Source organism: Caproiciproducens sp. MSJ-32 (assembly GCF_018918055.1).
Taxonomy (GTDB): domain Bacteria; phylum Bacillota; class Clostridia; order Clostridiales; family Clostridiaceae; genus Clostridium.
This window is the reverse complement of the sequence record NZ_JAHLPS010000068.1, coordinates 1-16,281: the sequence shown is the minus strand read 5'-3', so window position 1 is coordinate 16,281 and position 16,281 is coordinate 1. Positions and strand designations below refer to the sequence as shown.

The following is a 16,281-nucleotide window of genomic DNA, read 5'->3' as shown; positions in this document are numbered from 1 at the left end:
CTGTTGTAGAAAAAAAGTAAAATTTATAAATTTATATTTTAGCATATGAATTTATAGAAATTATTCACAAAATGAAATTTTAATTGATGAATTATTCAAAAGATGTTAATATATATTTAAAAGATTGTTAAATTTTACGAAAAGAAGGGATGCAGATGGATAATACTTTAAAAGATGATTCAAAGGATTTATTACGTTTAATAAAATCTAAATATCCAAGATTAAGTAAAGGTCAGAAATTGATTTCAGAATATATTTTAAAACATTATGATAAAGCTGCCTTTATGACTGCAGCAAAGCTTGGTGCCGCTGTAGGAGTTTCAGAATCAACCGTAGTTAGATTTGCAACTGAATTAGGATTCTCAGGTTATCCAAAACTTCAAAAAGCCCTACAAGAATTAATTAAGAATAAACTTACTACAGTACAAAGATTGGAGTTATCAGAAGAATATTCAGATGCAGGATATGCTTTAAGAGCAGTACTTAAAGCGGATATAGAAAATATAAGATCAACTCTTGAAAAAATTAATTATAATACTTTCGAAGATGTTGTAAATAAAATATTCGAAGCCAAAAGAATATATATTTTAGGCTTAAGAAGTTCAACAGCCTTAGCTGAATTTTTAGGATTTTACTTAAATATCATTCTTCAAAATGTTAAGACTGTCAGTTATGGAATTTCTGATATATTTGAGCAGATGATAAATGTTGGTGAAGGGGATCTAGTAATTGGAATTGGTTTTCCTAGATATGCTTCAAGAACAATAGATGCCCTATCCTTTACAAAAGATAGAGGAGCTGTTGTAGTAGCAATTACTGATAGTTTATTATCTCCTCTTGCTGCAAAAGCAGACTATACATTAATTGCACAAAGTAATATGGCTTCTTTTGTTGATTCATTAGTAGCACCATTATCTGTTATTAATGCATTAATAATTTCAGTTGGTATGAGGGAAAAGAAAAATATTACAGATATATTTAATAATCTTGAAGAAATATGGACAAATTATAATGTATATTCATATAATAATAGAAATGTTGCGGACGATTAGAGATTAGTTAGGAGTTAGGAGTTAGTAGTGTGGAGTTAATTTTGTGGAGTTAGTAGTGTTGAGTTGGTGATTAGTAGTTTGAAATTTGGGAGTGTTGAGTATAGCTTTATACTTAGCACTTTTTCTGTTTTTTTGATATGTAATAAGCTAAATGCTATATTATTAAATATATAGCTAAATCAGGAGGATGAAATGAAAAGAGTAATAGTTATTGGTGCTGGACCAGCAGGTATGATGGCGGCAATTTCGGCTGCAAAAAATGATAATGAAGTAATTTTATTAGAAAGAAATGAAAAGGTAGGCAAAAAACTATTTATCACAGGAAAGGGGAGATGTAATGTAACAAATTCAAAGGATATTTCTGAGTTTTTTGACTATATTATTGGAAATCCTCATTTTCTCTATAGTGCATTGTATAGTTTTACTAATGAAGATACAATAGAATTTTTTGAAACTCAAGGAATAAAATTAAAAACAGAAAGAGGAGGAAGAGTATTTCCTCAGTCAGATAAATCTTCTGATATTATAAAGGGCCTTATGAATGCTCTTAAAAAATATAATGTTGATATAAAATTAAATAGTAAAGTCACAGATATTATTTTTGAAGGAAATAAAATAACTGCTGTTAAGATTAATGATTCATATATTTTAAAGGGAGATCACTTTATATTTTGTACTGGTGGTGTTTCCTATCCTTTGACTGGTTCCACAGGAGATGGAATAAAATTTTCAAAAAAATTAGGGCATAGTATTATAGACTTAAAGCCATCCTTAGTACCTATAGAATTTAAAGAGTCTTTAGAAAAAGAACTAGTAGGTTTAAATTTAAAAAATATAGAGATAAGTGTCTTTAAAGAAAATAGCAAGAAAGTTTTATTTAAAGAGCTTGGAGAAATAGTATTTACTAAATATGGAATATCAGGTCCTTTAGCTTTAAAGGCATCAAGGTATATTGATGAAGAAAATAGTTATTACATAACATTAGATTTAAAACCTGCATTAACAGAAGAGGAACTTGATAAGAGAATACAAAAAGACTTTAAAAAATATATAAATAAAGATTTTAAAAATTCACTAGATGATTTATTACCTAAAAAAATAATAAACTTTATAATTTTATTATCAAATATAAAAGAAGATAAAAAAGTCAATGAGATAACAAGAGTGGAGCGTAAAAATTTAGTTAAGCTATTAAAAAATATAAAATTTTTAGTTAAAGGTTTAAGACCTATTGAAGAAGCAATTGTAACTTCAGGAGGAGTTAATACTTTAGAAATTGACCCTTCTACTATGAAGTCTAAATTAATATGTAACTTATCATTTGCTGGTGAAGTAATTGACGTAGATGCTTTTACCGGCGGTTATAATGTACAAATTGCCCTTTCAACTGGTTATTTGGCAGGAACTAATATCTAAAATAACTTGTTAAAAGCATATAAAAATAATATAATTTAATAGAAAATGTTTTTTGGTTTTTTATTTTGAAAGGTGGAATATAATTTTGAGAATATCAGTTGCCATAGACGGACCAGCAGGTGCAGGAAAAAGCACTATTGCAAAATTAGTAGCAAAGAGATTTAATTTAATGTATATAAACACTGGTTCTATGTATAGAGCCGTAGCTTTAGTGGCTAAAGAAAATAATATAGATGAAAATAACATAGAAGAATTATGTAAATTAATTGATACCATGAATATGGAGTTTAGAGATGATGATTTATTTTTAAATGGGGAGAATATTCAAGATAAGATAACGATGCCGGAAATAAGCGGAATTGTGTCTAAGTATGCTGCTATAAAAGAAGTTAGAGAAAAACTTGTTAAACTTCAAAGAGAAATGTCAAAGAAATTTAATGTAATTATGGATGGAAGAGATATAGGTACAGTAGTTCTTAAGGATTCAAGGTTTAAGTTTTTCTTAACAGCAACAGCTGAAGCAAGAGCAGAAAGAAGATATAAGGAATTAAAGGACAGAGGGTTAGCGGTAGATTATAATATAATTCTTGAAGATATAATAAAAAGAGATTATTATGACAGTCATAGAGAAGTTGACCCATTAAGAAAGGCAGAGGATGCAATAGAAATAGATTCAACAAATTTATCAATTGAGGAAGTAACAGAAAAAATCTCTTCTATTATTGAAAAAAATCTATAAGTTTTTATAAAGGGGATAAAATAGCAGATTTAAAATATAAATTATAGGAGAAGTTTTTATGAGTAAAGTAATTTTAGCAGAAAATGCAGGTTTTTGTTTTGGAGTTCAAAGAGCTGTTAAAGAGGCTATTAAAGTACAAAAACAATACAATAAAAAGATTTATACATTAGGACCTTTAATACATAATAATGATGTTGTTAAATACCTTGAAGACAATAATATATTTGCAATAGATTATAGTGAAATAGATAAATTAGAAAAAGATGATGTTATAGTTATAAGATCCCATGGAGTAACTAAAAAAGTTATTGAAGACTTGGAAAGCAGGGGCTTAATTGTTGTTAATGCAACATGTCCTTATGTTACTAATATACAAAGGAAAGTAAATAAATTTTCTGAAAAGGGTTATAATATAGTTATTTTAGGAGATAAAAATCATCCTGAAGTCATTGGAATTAATGGATGGTGTAATGACAGTGCTATTATAACAAAGGATGGAAGTTTTGATGAGAAGCTACCTAATAAAATTTGTGTAGTTTCCCAAACAACAGAAAAACAAGAAAACTGGAAGAATACAGTTACAAATTTATCTTTAAATTCTAAGGAAGTGCTAGCATTTAACACTATTTGCCAAGCTACAGAAGTAAGACAGGAAAGCGTTGATAAATTATCAAAAAATGTTGATACTATGATTGTAATAGGTGGTAGAAATAGTTCAAACACAACCAAGCTATATGAAATAGCTAAGAAAAATTGTAGCAATACTATACATATAGAAAATGCTAAGGAGCTTACAAAAGAATTTATTGAAGCAAATAAAGATAAAAAAGTTGGGATAACTGCTGGTGCATCAACTCCTGACTGGATTATAAAAGAAGTTATTGATATTATGGAGGGAAATAATTAATGGAAGATCAATTAAAATTAATGGAAGAGATGGATAGGAAATTTAAAATTGGGGATGAAGTTAAAGGGGAAATTTTGTCAATAAATAGAGACGAAGTTATAGTATCACTAATTGGATATAAAGTTGATGGAATAATACCTTTTAAAGAATTAACAGTAGAAGAAAACTTAAAAAATTATCTTTCAACTTTAAAAGTTGGAGATGAAATTGAAGCTAAGGTTATTAAGTTAAAAAATGAAGATGGAAATGTTGTACTTTCAAGATTAGAATACGAAAAGAAAGAAGCTTTAAAGGAGCTTGAAAAATTATATAATAGCAAAGAAAGCTTTAACTTAAAAATCAAAGAAGCAAAAGAAAAGGGTTTAACAGGATATTATAAAGGAGTAAGAGTTTTTGTACCATTATCTCAAGTTGATATAAGATTTTCTAAAGACAGAAGTGATTTAGTCGGAAGTGAAATAGAAGTAAGATTAATAGATTTCTCTTTTGAAAATCCATCAAAAATTGTTGCATCTAGAAGGGTTATATTAGAAGAAAGACAAAAGGAAATAGAAGATAAAGCTTGGAGTTCTATAAAAGAAGGAGATATAGTAAAGGCAGAAATCAAGAGATTTACTGATTTTGGTGCTTTTGCAGATGTAAATGGAATTGATGGGTTAATCCATTTATCTCAAATATCATGGAGCCATGTAAAATCAGCTGAAAGTGTATTAAAAAAGGGGCAAATAGTGGATGCTAAAGTAATTAGTGCTGATAGAGAAGCAAATAGATTGTCTTTAAGCATTAAGGCATTAACTGAAGAACCTTGGAGCAGAGTAGAAGAAAAGTATCCAGAAGGATCAGTTGTTCTTGGTAAAGTAGTTAGAATGACAGATTTCGGAGCTTTTGTTGAATTAGAGCCAGGAGTTGATGGATTAGTTCATATATCAAAAATATCACATGATAGAATTAATACACCAGCAGATGTTTTAACCATAGGAGAAGAAGTAAAGGCTTTAATTTTATCTGTTGATGCAGAAAATAAGAAAATTGCCCTTAGCATTAAAGATGCTGAGTAGTAATAATGTTTTTAGAACACGCATATTATTATATGTGTGTTCTTTTATAATATAATGTATTTGGTACAGAATATTAATAAGGCTATTGTATTCTTTTCAACACTAGAGGGGTTTTGAGATGTTAGAGAAAATAGGAATAAATAATATAGAGACCTTGAGAAAACTTCATGCTAATAGTCAAAAAAGAATTAATTACGATAAGGATTTTTTTGAATTTTATGATAAGCAAAATTTTATAATGAAATATTTCTATAAGAAATTCATAAAAATAATTAAAATTAATAATAAATGTGCAGGATATATATGGTATGAACCCCCAGTAGATAAATATGTAAGGGTTTGGGCCTTGTATATAGAGCCAGAGTTTATTTCTTTATTAAATGAAAGTGTTTTAGATTTTTTTAATGATAGTATTTTATATTATGAGGTTTTTAATAAAAGTAAGAGAAATACTGAATTAATGAAATTAGGCTTTAATAAAAGCAGATATTCAATTTTGATGAGTCTAGATCTAGAGTTTTATAATAAGGATAAGGAAATTAAGAATATATATTCAAAGCTAAAGGATAATTTAATAAAAAATAAGCTTTATCATTATAATCCTAAATTCAGAATAAGAAAATTTAAAGAAGCCATGGATGAAGGTCTTCGTTGCGATATACAAAATCAAATATTTGCAGATTTAAATAGAAAGCCTTTAACTATTGAAGATATATACATGGACATGAGTCAAGACTATTATCTTGGAGAGTTATGTTTTTTTGGAATGTTAGGTGATGAACCCATAGGATATGGGCAAATAATAGATAATAGAAATATGTACACTATAGTAAATTTTGGAATTATAGAGGAGTTAAGAGGTATAGGACTTGGGAAGTTATTATTACATGAAATTATCCTAAAAGCTAAAAAATATGGAATAAAGGAATTATTTATAAGAGTAGATTATGAAAATATAAAAGCTATAAATTTATATAAATGGATAGGCTTTAAATTTGTAGATAATATAACCCTTTGGCAGAGAGAAATGTAACAGTTTGGAGTTAGGAGGAAAATAGGATGCTGGATAAGAAAATAAATAAACTAAAGGAATATTTAAAAAGATATGAAAAATTAAATCAAGCTATAGCATTAATTTATTGGGATATGAGAACTAATATGCCGGAGAAGGCAGGAGAAAGCAGGGGGAAAGTTCTTCAATATCTTTCAGAAGAAAGCTTTAAAATGCTTACAAGTGATACAGTAAAGAATTTTATAGAAGATTTATCTCAATACAAAGATAAAATGAATAAACTTCAATATAGAATGTTAGAAGAACTTGAAAGAAAATATAATGAAACTAAAAAAATTCCTCAGGAAAAGTATGTTGAATTCGTTGGAATATGCAGTAATTCAGAAATAGCCTGAGAAAAGGCAAAAGAAGCTAAGGATTTTGAAATATTTAAGCCTTATTTAGAACAGGTTGTTAAATATACTCAGGAATTTATTGAATATTGGGGATATAAAAATGACAAATATGACACCCTATTAGATAAGTATGAATTAGGATTAACAACAGAAAAGTTAGATAAAATATTTGATGAATTAAAAGCTGGCATAATTGAAATTTTAAATAATATAAAAAGAAGTAATAAAAGCATTAATAGAGACTTTTTATATGGTCATTTTGATGCAGAAAAACAAAAGGAGCTTTCACTACAGGTTTTAGAAAAAACGGGCTTTGACCTTAAGGCAGGAAGATTAGATGTTAGTGTTCATCCTTTTACAACAAACTTTGGGAATAAGGATGTTAGATTAACTACTAACTATCATGAAGATGAATTTACATCAGCCTTATTTAGTACCATTCATGAGGGTGGACATGGTATTTATGAACAAAATATTAGTGATGACTTAGAAGGTACAGGTCTTCAAGTTGGCGCATCTATGGCTATTCATGAATGTCAATCAAGATTTTATGAAAATATTTTGGGAAGAAGTAAGGAGTTCTGTTCATATTTACTGCCTTTAGCAAAAGAGTATTTTGAAGATTTTAATAAGGTTTCTTTAGATGAGTTTTATGAGGCAATGAATTATGTAGAACCATCTTTAATAAGAACTGAATCAGATGAATTAACTTATGGACTTCATATAATTATAAGATATGAAATAGAAAAGGAATTAATAAATGGAAAAATTAATGTAGATGATTTAAAGGAATTATGGAATAAGAAATATAAAGAATACCTTGGTGTTGAGCCTAAAAATGATGCAGAAGGTATTTTACAAGATATGCATTGGTCTGACGGATCCTTTGGATATTTCCCAAGCTATGCACTAGGAAATTTATATGGTGCTCAGCTTTTAAATAGCTTAATTAAGGAAAAGGAAATATTTTTGAGGACTTAAAAGAAGGAAAGTTTATCGAAATTAATGAATGGTTAAAGGAAAAAGTTCATAGACATGGAGCCCTTTATACACCAAATGAATTGATAAAAAATATAACTGGTGAAGAATTAAATCCAAAATACTTTATAGACTATTTAAAAAATAAATATTATAAAATTTATAATATAAAATAATTGATAATCAGCTTCTAGAAATTGATAAAGAGCCTAGCGAAGATATTTTGCAAAGTATAAATTAAAGAAGAAAATTGTTTTAAATTATTATTAGTATAGGGAAAAAAATAAAGAGTGAAGGACATCATTTATTAAAAAGAATCCTTCACTCTTTATTTATATTATTTAAAATAGTTTCCCTTAATTATATAATCTGCAATTTTAAAGCTATTTTCTAAGTTCTTTAATTCTTCCTTATTTGATGGAGTTCCAATAATTTCTCCACTATTTAGAATTGTGTAATTTCTATTTGTATTAACTAGAACTCGTCCCATTGAACTATTTTCAAAACTTTTTCTTTCTATTCCAAGTAAATAAGATATAGTTGGAAGAAAATCTACTTGTCCACCTGCTGTTGATATTGTTTCAGCCTTAATTTCTTGATTATAAATAATTAGAGGAATTTTCATATCATTTTCCTTCCACCAATCTCCTTCTAGAGGAGCATCCTGCATCTCATCTTCATAGAATTTATGTACACCTGTATGATCTCCATAGATCATAACTACAGTATTTTCTAAAAGATTATTTTTTTCTAATTCTTCTAGAAACAATTTTATAGCTTCATCTGTATATCTTATACTTTGAAAATAAGCACCGAGAATGTTTTTATCTAATTCCTCTGGCAGCTGTAGATATTTTTTACTTTCCGGAATTTCAAAAGGGCCATGGCTTGTTAATGTAGTTACAAAAGTATAAAAGGGTCTTGGCTCATATATAATTTTGTTAGCTACTTGCTTTAAAAAGGATTCATCAGATAAACCAAGGCCTATTACTTCATCCATATTATACTCATTAATATCTAAAATTTTATCAGCACCAAAGGATTTATGATTTTCAGCCCAATTCCAATTTCCACCTATTTCTGCATGGGTTGAAATAGTTTTATAACCTTTATTTTCAAGAAGTTTTTGGAGGCTCTTATATGTTGTCCAAGGATAACCCTGAAAGGCTGTACCTTCTCTTATAGGAAAGATAGAAGCATTCACTAAAAAGTCTGCATCAGAACTTGTTCCTGAACCATTTTGCTCATAGATATTGTTAAAGTATAAACTGTTTTTAAGAAGTTTATTCAGGGTTGGAGTTATTTCCTGACCATAAACTTTTTGACCTATAACAAAGTTTTCTAATGATTCAACCTGAAGGGCAATTAAATTTTTACCTTTCAGCAAAGAAAAGTATTTATTATCTTCTAAATCTTCTTTATTATTTTCAAACCAATTCTCTATCTCAATTATATCTTCATTTTTCAAATTATAGTTTTTAGATAGAGTGTAAAAAATATCATATCCATGGTAGCCAAGGGGACTCATATCACTATAGCTTTGATAAGGTGCCCAGGATAAGCTGAATAATCTTATACCCTCTAGGTTATTATTAATATCTATAAATAAATGACTAAAATAAAGAGATAAGGTGCTTATAAAAAATAAGGAAGCTGATTTAATTAATCTTATTTTAAATTGGGATAAATCTTCAAATTTAAAAATTCTAGTAAACTTATTCAAAAGAAAGAAAGCAATAAAATCTATAAAAAACAATATATCAACAAAGTGAAAATTAAATAAGCTTCTATTTGAAGGATTAAATATTTCAGGATAAATAAAATGTCTTAAGGATATAAAAGAACCATTTGCCCTGTAATACCAAATATCAAAAGTGAATAATATGCTTATAAATAAATCAATTCCTAAACTTACTTTTAAAGATCTTCTAAATTTAAAAAGACAAGTAATGCTTAAAATTAATAAAATAATTAGAAAATGGGCCCATAAGGCAGGATCAGAAAAGTATATTGAAAAGAAATTTATACTTTTTGAGCTAGGCGTTCTTAACATAGATAATAAAAGCATTGATTTTATTTGTAGAATTAAAAAGCTTGTAACTAAAAGCCAATTATCTAAAAGTATTTTCTTTATAAATTTTTTCATTTTATCCTCCAGTTTTTATATAGTAGAAGTTATGTAGCTATTATATTATATAATAAAAAGAGGATAAGTAAAATTAAATATATTTTATTGGACTGCCTCTGGCAGTCCATTTATTTTTGTAAATTTCATTTTTATTTAGTACTGTAAATTTAAAAAGTGATATAATTAAATTACTCGGAGGGATAATAATGGATGAAAAGACAAATGTAATGAGAATATTAGATAAAAAGAAAATTAATTATAAAAGCTATTCTTATGTTAATACAGATGCTATAAGCGGACATGATGTTGCAAAAGTTCTAGATCAGGATCCAAGGAGGGTTTTTAAGACTCTTGTAACAGTAGGAAAGTCTAAGAAAAATTATGTTTTTGTTATACCTGTCGAAAAGGAATTAGATTTAAAAAAAGCAGCAAAAAGTGTTGGTGAGAAATCTATAGAAATGATAAAATCAAAGGAATTGCTGCCTTTGACTGGTTATATTCATGGAGGATGTTCCCCAATAGGCATGAAGAAGTATTTTCCTACTACAATCGATATATGTGCAAAGGATTTTGATACAATTATTTTTAGTGCCGGAAAAATTGGTTATCAAGTAGAATTAAGCTTAGAAGAATTAAGTAAGGTTATAAGATTTGAATTAGCTGATTTATCAGCTAATTAATATAATAAAGTTTATTTATGGGAGGAGATTTATGAAAAGAATATTTGAATTAACTACTAGTGATATTGAAGGACTAAATAAGAAGAGTTTAAAAGAAATTATAAAGAATTCAGAGGGAAGAACAGTAGTTTCAGAAAATATTGTAAGCTGTTCACCTTTTATAAGGGAAGTATCTAATTTAGAGCTCTCAGCTGCTTTTGGTGCAGATATGATAACTTTAAATACTTTTAATTTTGAAAAGCCTTTTATTAGCGGAATTGATGGCGTTATAGATTTATTATCAGGTTTTGATGAAGGAAAAATAGAAAAAGCAGTAAAAGAAAATTTAAATAACAAAGATTATATAAGAAATATAAGGAAACTTGTTGGAAGGATTATTGGAGTAAATTTAGAGCCTGTTCCAGAAGGAAGCAGCTATAACAGAGGATATACATTAAATAAAAATAATCTTTTAAAGGTAAAGGAGTATGGTTTTAATTATATAGTTATAACAGGAAATCCAAATACAGGTGTAAATGAAACTACTATAGAGGAAGGAATAAAGCTGGCAAAAAATATTTTAGATGAGGATATCTTAATAATTGCAGGTAAAATGCATGGAGCTGGCAGTGGAAATATATACGATGAAAATGTAATTAAAAGATTTATTGATGCTGGAGCAGATGTAATTTTAATTCCTGCACCTGGTACTGTAGCAGGATTTGATTTAGAATTAGCGAAAAGCATGATAAAATTAATTCATGAAAATAATGCCCTAGCAATGACTACAATAGGTACATCTCAGGAAGGCTCAAGTAAGAACATTATTGAAGCTATTGCTTTAAATTCCAAGATGGCTGGGGCAGATATTCAGCATATTGGAGACTGTGGAACCTTTGGCATGGCCTTACCTGAAAATATTATGGCCTTATCAACAGCAATAAGGGGAATAAGACATACTTATAGAAGAATGTCTCAATCTATATTAAGATAATGAATTAACTATGCTTATAATAAGCATAATAATATTGAAAAAATGATATTTATAATATACAAATAATATAAACATTATATTTATTAGAAAAAAGCAATAGAAGCAGAATAATCTATTTTTATCTGGAATCAGTATAGAATTCAGCACAGGATGAAATTTGAAAAAAATTTTTATTGGTGTATTATATAATTAAAAAGATAAAATTTAGACAGGGAGAGTTACAATGAAAGTATTAGTTATTAACTGTGGTAGTTCATCACTAAAATATCAACTTATAGACATGGAGACAGAAAAATCTTTAGTAAGTGGTTTAGTTGAAAGAATAGGTATTGGTGGATCAATACTTACTCAAAAGGTGGAAGGTAAAGATAAATACATAATTAAACAAGATATGAAAAATCATAAGGAAGCAATAAAATTAGTATTAGAAGCCTTATTAAACAAAGATCATGCAGTTATCGAATCAATGGATGAAATAACAGCTGTAGGTCATAGAGTTGTTCATGGAGGAGAAAAATATTCTGATTCTGTATTAATTGATGATGAAGTAATAGAATCAATTAAGGATTGCATTCCGCTAGCACCTTTACATAATCCGCCTAACATAATAGGAATAGAAGCTTGTAAAGAGCTTATGCCAAATACTCCAATGGCTGCTGTTTTTGATACTGCATTCCATCAAACTATGCCTAAGGTAGCATATATTTGCCCACTTCCATATGAACTTTATGAAAAATATGGAATAAGAAAGTATGGTTTCCATGGAACATCTCATAAATATGTTTCACAAAAGGTTGCTGAAGTAATGAATAGAGATATTAAGGATTTAAAAATAATTACCTGTCACTTAGGTAATGGATGTTCCTTAGCAGCTGTTAAGGGTGGTAAGTCAATTGATACTTCTATGGGCTTCACTCCTTTAGCTGGAGTTATGATGGGAACAAGATCAGGAAACATTGACCCATCAGTAATAGCTTTCCTAGTTGAACAACAAGGATATAAATTAGAAGAAGTTAATGAAATGCTTAATAAAAAGTCTGGTCTTCTTGGAATTTCAGGAGTTTCTTCAGACTTTAGAGATGTTCAAATGGCATCAGAACAAGGAAATGAAAGAGCAAAATTAGCTTTAGATATCTTTAATTATAAAATTCGTGCACAAATTGCTTCATATGCAGGAATAATGGGTGGAGTTGACGTTATAGTATTTACAGCTGGTATTGGTGAAAATTCATCCTTTGCTAGAAAAGAAGTATTAAAAGGTTTAGAGTTCTTAGGTTTTAATATAGATGATGAGAAGAATGAAGTTAGAGGGGAAGTTCAAGAAATATCTACTAAAGACTCAAAAGTTAAGGTATATGAAATACCAACAAATGAAGAATTAGTTATTGCAAGAGATACAGTTAAGCTTCTAAATAAATAATATAAAAAAATAGACTGCTGATATTATTAGCAGTCTATTTTTGTAAAGATTAGTAATGATGTTATATATTTAGAAGAAAGGAAAAATTTATAGGAATTAAAATATAATTACCCTTGAAAATAATAATTATTATTAGTAGAATATTATTATCAAAAATATTAAAAAATAAGGAGAGTAATTATGATTTTAGTTTGTCCTTCCTGTTCAGGAATAGATATAGAAGTATTAGAAGAAAAATTTGGCAAGGAAAATATTGATACTTGCTGTTTAGGAGAATGCGGAGGAATAGAAGGCTCAGTAATTGGTTACCTAGATGGAAAGTTTATTGAAGAAGATACTGAAGAAAACTTTATAAAAAAAATAGAAGAAAATTTAGAACAATAGAATAAGAAAAATAATAAAGTAAAATTAATAGGATAAGTAATTTATATTCTATTAATTTTATTTTGCTATAAAGCACTATATTAGTAATAATAAAGGAGGATTACAATGGAGAAGTTAGATAATCGTTATAAAGGAATAATATTTATAATAATCTCTGCCTTTGGCTTTGCAATGATGTCTGCCTTTGTAAAATTAGCAGGAGATCTGCCTTCTTTCCAAAAGACTTTTTTTAGAAATCTTGTTTCATGTATAGTTGCATTAATTTTTATTTTTAAAAACAAACATAGTTTTTTTGGTAAAAAAAGCAGTCAAAAGATTTTATTATTAAGGTCAGCCTTAGGAACTGTAGGCGTAATTTTTAATTATTATGCAATTGATAGGTTAGTATTATCTGATGCTAATATGTTAAATAAATTAAGTCCTTTCTTTGTAATCATCTTTTCAGCTTTATTTTTAAAGGAAAAGATAAATATAAGGCAAATATCTGCAGTTTTAATAGCTTTTATAGGAACTTTATTTATTATTAAACCTACTTTTAATATTGAAATAATGCCTTTTATTATAGGAATTTTAGGGGCAGTTTTTGCTGCAGGAGCTTATACCTGTTTAAGAGTTTTAGGAGGAAAGGAAAATACCTATACAGTAGTATTTTATTTTTCCTTATTCTCTATAATTGTTATTTTCCCTTTTATGGCATCAGTATATAAGCCAATGACCATTTTACAATTAGTTTATTTATTATTAGCTGGATTTTTTGCAAGTATTGGCCAATTCGGAATAACTTTAGCCTATAAATATGCACCAGCAAAGGAAATATCAATATTTGATTATAGCAATATAATATTTTCAGCAATAATAAGTTTTGTTATTTTTAATACTTTACCTGATCTATACAGTTTTATAGGATATATAATTATTTTTTCTGCTTCTTATTATATTTTTAGATATAATAAAAAATTATTAAGTTAATAAGAAGCATTTTCTTTTATATAAATTTATATAAAAAAAGAAGATTGATAACAATCTTCTTTTTTTACTAACCAAGTATATTTTTAACCATTGGATTAATCTTTGATCTATCAAATCTACCAGCAATTTTTGGCATAATTTCTTTCATAATCTTGCCCATATCTGCTTTAGTGTAATTATTAGCAGAAATTATGTCTCTTATCATTTTTTCAACTTCTTCTTCACTTAATTGAGCTGGTAAATATGGGGTTAATAAGTTAATTGCAAAAGTTCCTTCAGCAACTTTTTCTTCATCATTTAATTGCTTAGAATATTCAAGAGTTTCCTTTAATTGTTTTATTTGTTTTTCAATAATTTTAATTACAACATCATCGCTAGCCTCTTGTCTTTCATTTACTTCATAGGCTTTAATTTCTGAGTTTACAAGTCTTAATACATTTACTGTTTGCTTATCACGAGCTTTCATAGCTGCAATTTCGTTTTTCTTTAATTCTTCTTTTAACATTATTTCACCTCTTTATATATTTAGTTACTAGAAAAATTATATACTTTTAGGATTTTCTTTGCAAGACAGCCTAATTTAGCTAAACTTCATAAACCTGCCAATAGCTATTGCCTTGGAATTAGGACTATGACCTAATTCTGATGTTTTTATTATTGGAATATCTAAATTAATTTTCTTTATTATAAGATCTTCTATTTTAATATTTTTTTCATTTCTTTCGTATTCAGTAAATTCTCCAAGAATTAAGCCTTTGATTTTATTAAAGGCACCTAGCTGTTTTAATTGGGTAAGATAAGTAGATATTTTATTTATATCTCCACTTAAGGCTTCAAGAAATAGCAGTTTATTTTCAAAATCAGGCATATATTCTGTACCAGCTAATTTTAATAAGCAGCGTATATTACCTCCTATAACGATTCCAGACATTTCCTTTCCCCTTACCCAATAGTATTTAAAATCAAATAAATCATTTTTACCTTCTAGAAAGGTATTATTAAAGTCTGTTATTTGAATATTAGTGTTGTCTCTTATTAAATTTCTTATTTGATAATTATATGTTTCTATATTAGATTTTTTATAAATAGAATTCAGCAAAACAGTTAGATCACTATATCCAAATAAGGGCTTATTATTTCTAATAATTAAATCAAAATCAAAATAATCTAATATTTCGTTTGCCAAATCGCCCCCTGAAACATCAAAAACAGCCTTAATTTCTTTATCTTCATACATTTTCATAAGATCCCTAGCCCTATTAATTGGATCATAAGTATTATTATTATTGTCTTTAAATAATGAACTTGAAATAACAACCTTTAAATTCATAGAAGTTAGTAAATTTATTAAATTTAAAATATCATCTTTTTTATTTAAATCATATCCATTAGAGCAGGAAACTAAACCTATCTTATCACCTTTTCTTAACATTTGTTTCATTTTTACCTCCAAAATTTTTGTTAAATTTATCAATAGGGTATATAATTTTATGCTTTAAGAAATTATATATAATAAATGCTTCTTATTTATATTTTAATATATCCTTTTAGAATAATTCTATTTTTATATGAATATTTTTAAGAAAGAAGAAGATTATAAGTGGAGGATATATGAAATATAGACTTTATGTAAATGGGAAGTGCAAAAACACAAGAAAGCTGATAGGGAGCATAGGCATAGGAGGAGTAATAATTAACGATGATGGAAAAGAGATCTCTTTTTCAAAAACTTTAGGTGCAGGAACATGCTGTGAAGCTCAAATATATGCTGTGTTTTATGGGATAGAAGAAATATTAAAGTTAAATGATGCAGAAGATATTAAGGTCTATTTATCAAACTTAGCTCTTGTAAATTACTTTAATGGAGAAAATAGTGAAATTAGTAAGAATTCTGAGATATTAGCAAAAAAATTAAAGGAATATATCAATAAATTAAAGGTTAAAATAACTTTTGCTTACTTTGATGTCAGAGATTATATGTATATATCTTCCCTTGCAGAAGAAGCAATAAAATTGTAAAATAAAATTAATGGAAGAATTTTAATATTTAAAAGGAGCATTCCTGTAATGAAATAATTTAAGAGTGGATAAAAAAAGCACCTCCTGATAGAATACGGGGTATAAGGCTTTGCAAAGCTTATCCCTAATTAAATAAAACTATCATTGGAGG

The 16,281-nt window shown here is 27.4% G+C and carries 14 protein-coding genes and 2 pseudogenes; 13 read left to right on the top strand and 3 right to left on the bottom strand.

The genetic code is table 11. The annotated features are described in order from the left end of the window. The first annotated feature begins 155 nt into the window (after positions 1-155). The 7 genes and pseudogenes from KQI16_RS08015 (at position 156) to KQI16_RS13235 (ending at position 7,733) form a co-directional block, all read left to right on the top strand. Positions 156-1,052 carry a MurR/RpiR family transcriptional regulator gene (locus KQI16_RS08015; protein WP_216433426.1) on the top strand — a complete coding sequence of 299 codons (897 nt, stop codon included), beginning with the start codon at positions 156-158 and terminating at the stop codon, positions 1,050-1,052. Positions 1,053-1,244: 192 nt separating this feature from the next. Beyond that, positions 1,245-2,468: an NAD(P)/FAD-dependent oxidoreductase gene (locus KQI16_RS08010; protein ID WP_216433424.1), complete on the top strand. Its 1,224-nt coding sequence runs from the start codon at positions 1,245-1,247 to the stop codon at positions 2,466-2,468. Between the two features lie 85 nt (positions 2,469-2,553). Next, positions 2,554-3,207, top strand: coding sequence for a (d)CMP kinase (gene cmk / locus KQI16_RS08005; protein ID WP_216433422.1), 654 nt, complete (start codon positions 2,554-2,556; stop codon positions 3,205-3,207). A gap of 58 nt (positions 3,208-3,265) precedes the next feature. After that, positions 3,266-5,172 (top strand): annotated as a pseudogene (locus KQI16_RS08000) (bifunctional 4-hydroxy-3-methylbut-2-enyl diphosphate reductase/30S ribosomal protein S1). 118 nt (positions 5,173-5,290) lie between these two features. After that, positions 5,291-6,205 carry a GNAT family N-acetyltransferase gene (locus KQI16_RS07995; RefSeq protein WP_216433420.1) on the top strand — a complete coding sequence of 305 codons (915 nt, stop codon included), beginning with the start codon at positions 5,291-5,293 and terminating at the stop codon, positions 6,203-6,205. A gap of 26 nt (positions 6,206-6,231) precedes the next feature. After that, positions 6,232-7,560, top strand: a pseudogene (locus KQI16_RS07990) (carboxypeptidase M32). Continuing rightward, a complete protein-coding gene (locus KQI16_RS13235; RefSeq protein WP_330654177.1) occupies positions 7,545-7,733 on the top strand; it encodes a hypothetical protein in 189 nt (62 codons plus the stop codon). Before KQI16_RS07990 ends, KQI16_RS13235 begins: the two are co-directional and overlap by 16 nt. A gap of 161 nt (positions 7,734-7,894) precedes the next feature. On the opposite strand, the gene KQI16_RS07985 is transcribed toward KQI16_RS13235, so the two are convergent. Then, positions 7,895-9,703, bottom strand: a complete 1,809-nt coding sequence (locus KQI16_RS07985) for an LTA synthase family protein (RefSeq protein WP_216433418.1) — start codon at positions 9,701-9,703, stop codon at positions 7,895-7,897. Positions 9,704-9,891: 188 nt separating this feature from the next. Here KQI16_RS07985 and ybaK point away from each other — a divergent pair, with 188 nt between their 5' ends. The 5 genes from ybaK (at position 9,892) to KQI16_RS07960 (ending at position 14,111) form a co-directional block, all read left to right on the top strand. Next, positions 9,892-10,365: a Cys-tRNA(Pro) deacylase gene (gene ybaK / locus KQI16_RS07980; protein WP_216433416.1), complete on the top strand. Its 474-nt coding sequence runs from the start codon at positions 9,892-9,894 to the stop codon at positions 10,363-10,365. A gap of 31 nt (positions 10,366-10,396) precedes the next feature. After that, positions 10,397-11,338, top strand: coding sequence for a DUF7916 family protein (locus KQI16_RS07975; RefSeq protein ID WP_216433415.1), 942 nt, complete (start codon positions 10,397-10,399; stop codon positions 11,336-11,338). Positions 11,339-11,561: 223 nt separating this feature from the next. Beyond that, positions 11,562-12,758 carry an acetate/propionate family kinase gene (locus tag KQI16_RS07970; protein ID WP_216433413.1) on the top strand — a complete coding sequence of 399 codons (1,197 nt, stop codon included), beginning with the start codon at positions 11,562-11,564 and terminating at the stop codon, positions 12,756-12,758. Positions 12,759-12,938: 180 nt separating this feature from the next. After that, complete coding sequence (locus KQI16_RS07965) at positions 12,939-13,142, top strand: DUF1450 domain-containing protein (RefSeq protein ID WP_216433410.1); 204 nt, start codon at positions 12,939-12,941, stop codon at positions 13,140-13,142. Positions 13,143-13,247: 105 nt separating this feature from the next. After that, a complete protein-coding gene (locus KQI16_RS07960) occupies positions 13,248-14,111 on the top strand; it encodes a DMT family transporter (protein ID WP_216433408.1) in 864 nt (287 codons plus the stop codon). Between the two features lie 67 nt (positions 14,112-14,178). Here the strand turns inward: KQI16_RS07960 and KQI16_RS07955 are convergent, their stop codons facing one another. Both KQI16_RS07955 and KQI16_RS07950 read right to left on the bottom strand, forming a co-directional pair. Beyond that, the gene (locus tag KQI16_RS07955) at positions 14,179-14,616 is read right to left on the bottom strand and encodes a GatB/YqeY domain-containing protein (RefSeq protein ID WP_216433406.1); all 438 of its coding nucleotides are present in this window, start codon (positions 14,614-14,616) and stop codon (positions 14,179-14,181) included. Positions 14,617-14,691: 75 nt separating this feature from the next. Then, the gene (locus KQI16_RS07950; protein ID WP_216433404.1) at positions 14,692-15,552 is read right to left on the bottom strand and encodes a S66 family peptidase; all 861 of its coding nucleotides are present in this window, start codon (positions 15,550-15,552) and stop codon (positions 14,692-14,694) included. A 170-nt stretch (positions 15,553-15,722) separates the two neighbouring features. Here KQI16_RS07950 and KQI16_RS07945 point away from each other — a divergent pair, with 170 nt between their 5' ends. Beyond that, positions 15,723-16,130 carry a hypothetical protein gene (locus tag KQI16_RS07945; protein WP_216433402.1) on the top strand — a complete coding sequence of 136 codons (408 nt, stop codon included), beginning with the start codon at positions 15,723-15,725 and terminating at the stop codon, positions 16,128-16,130. Positions 16,131-16,281 lie beyond the last annotated feature (151 nt).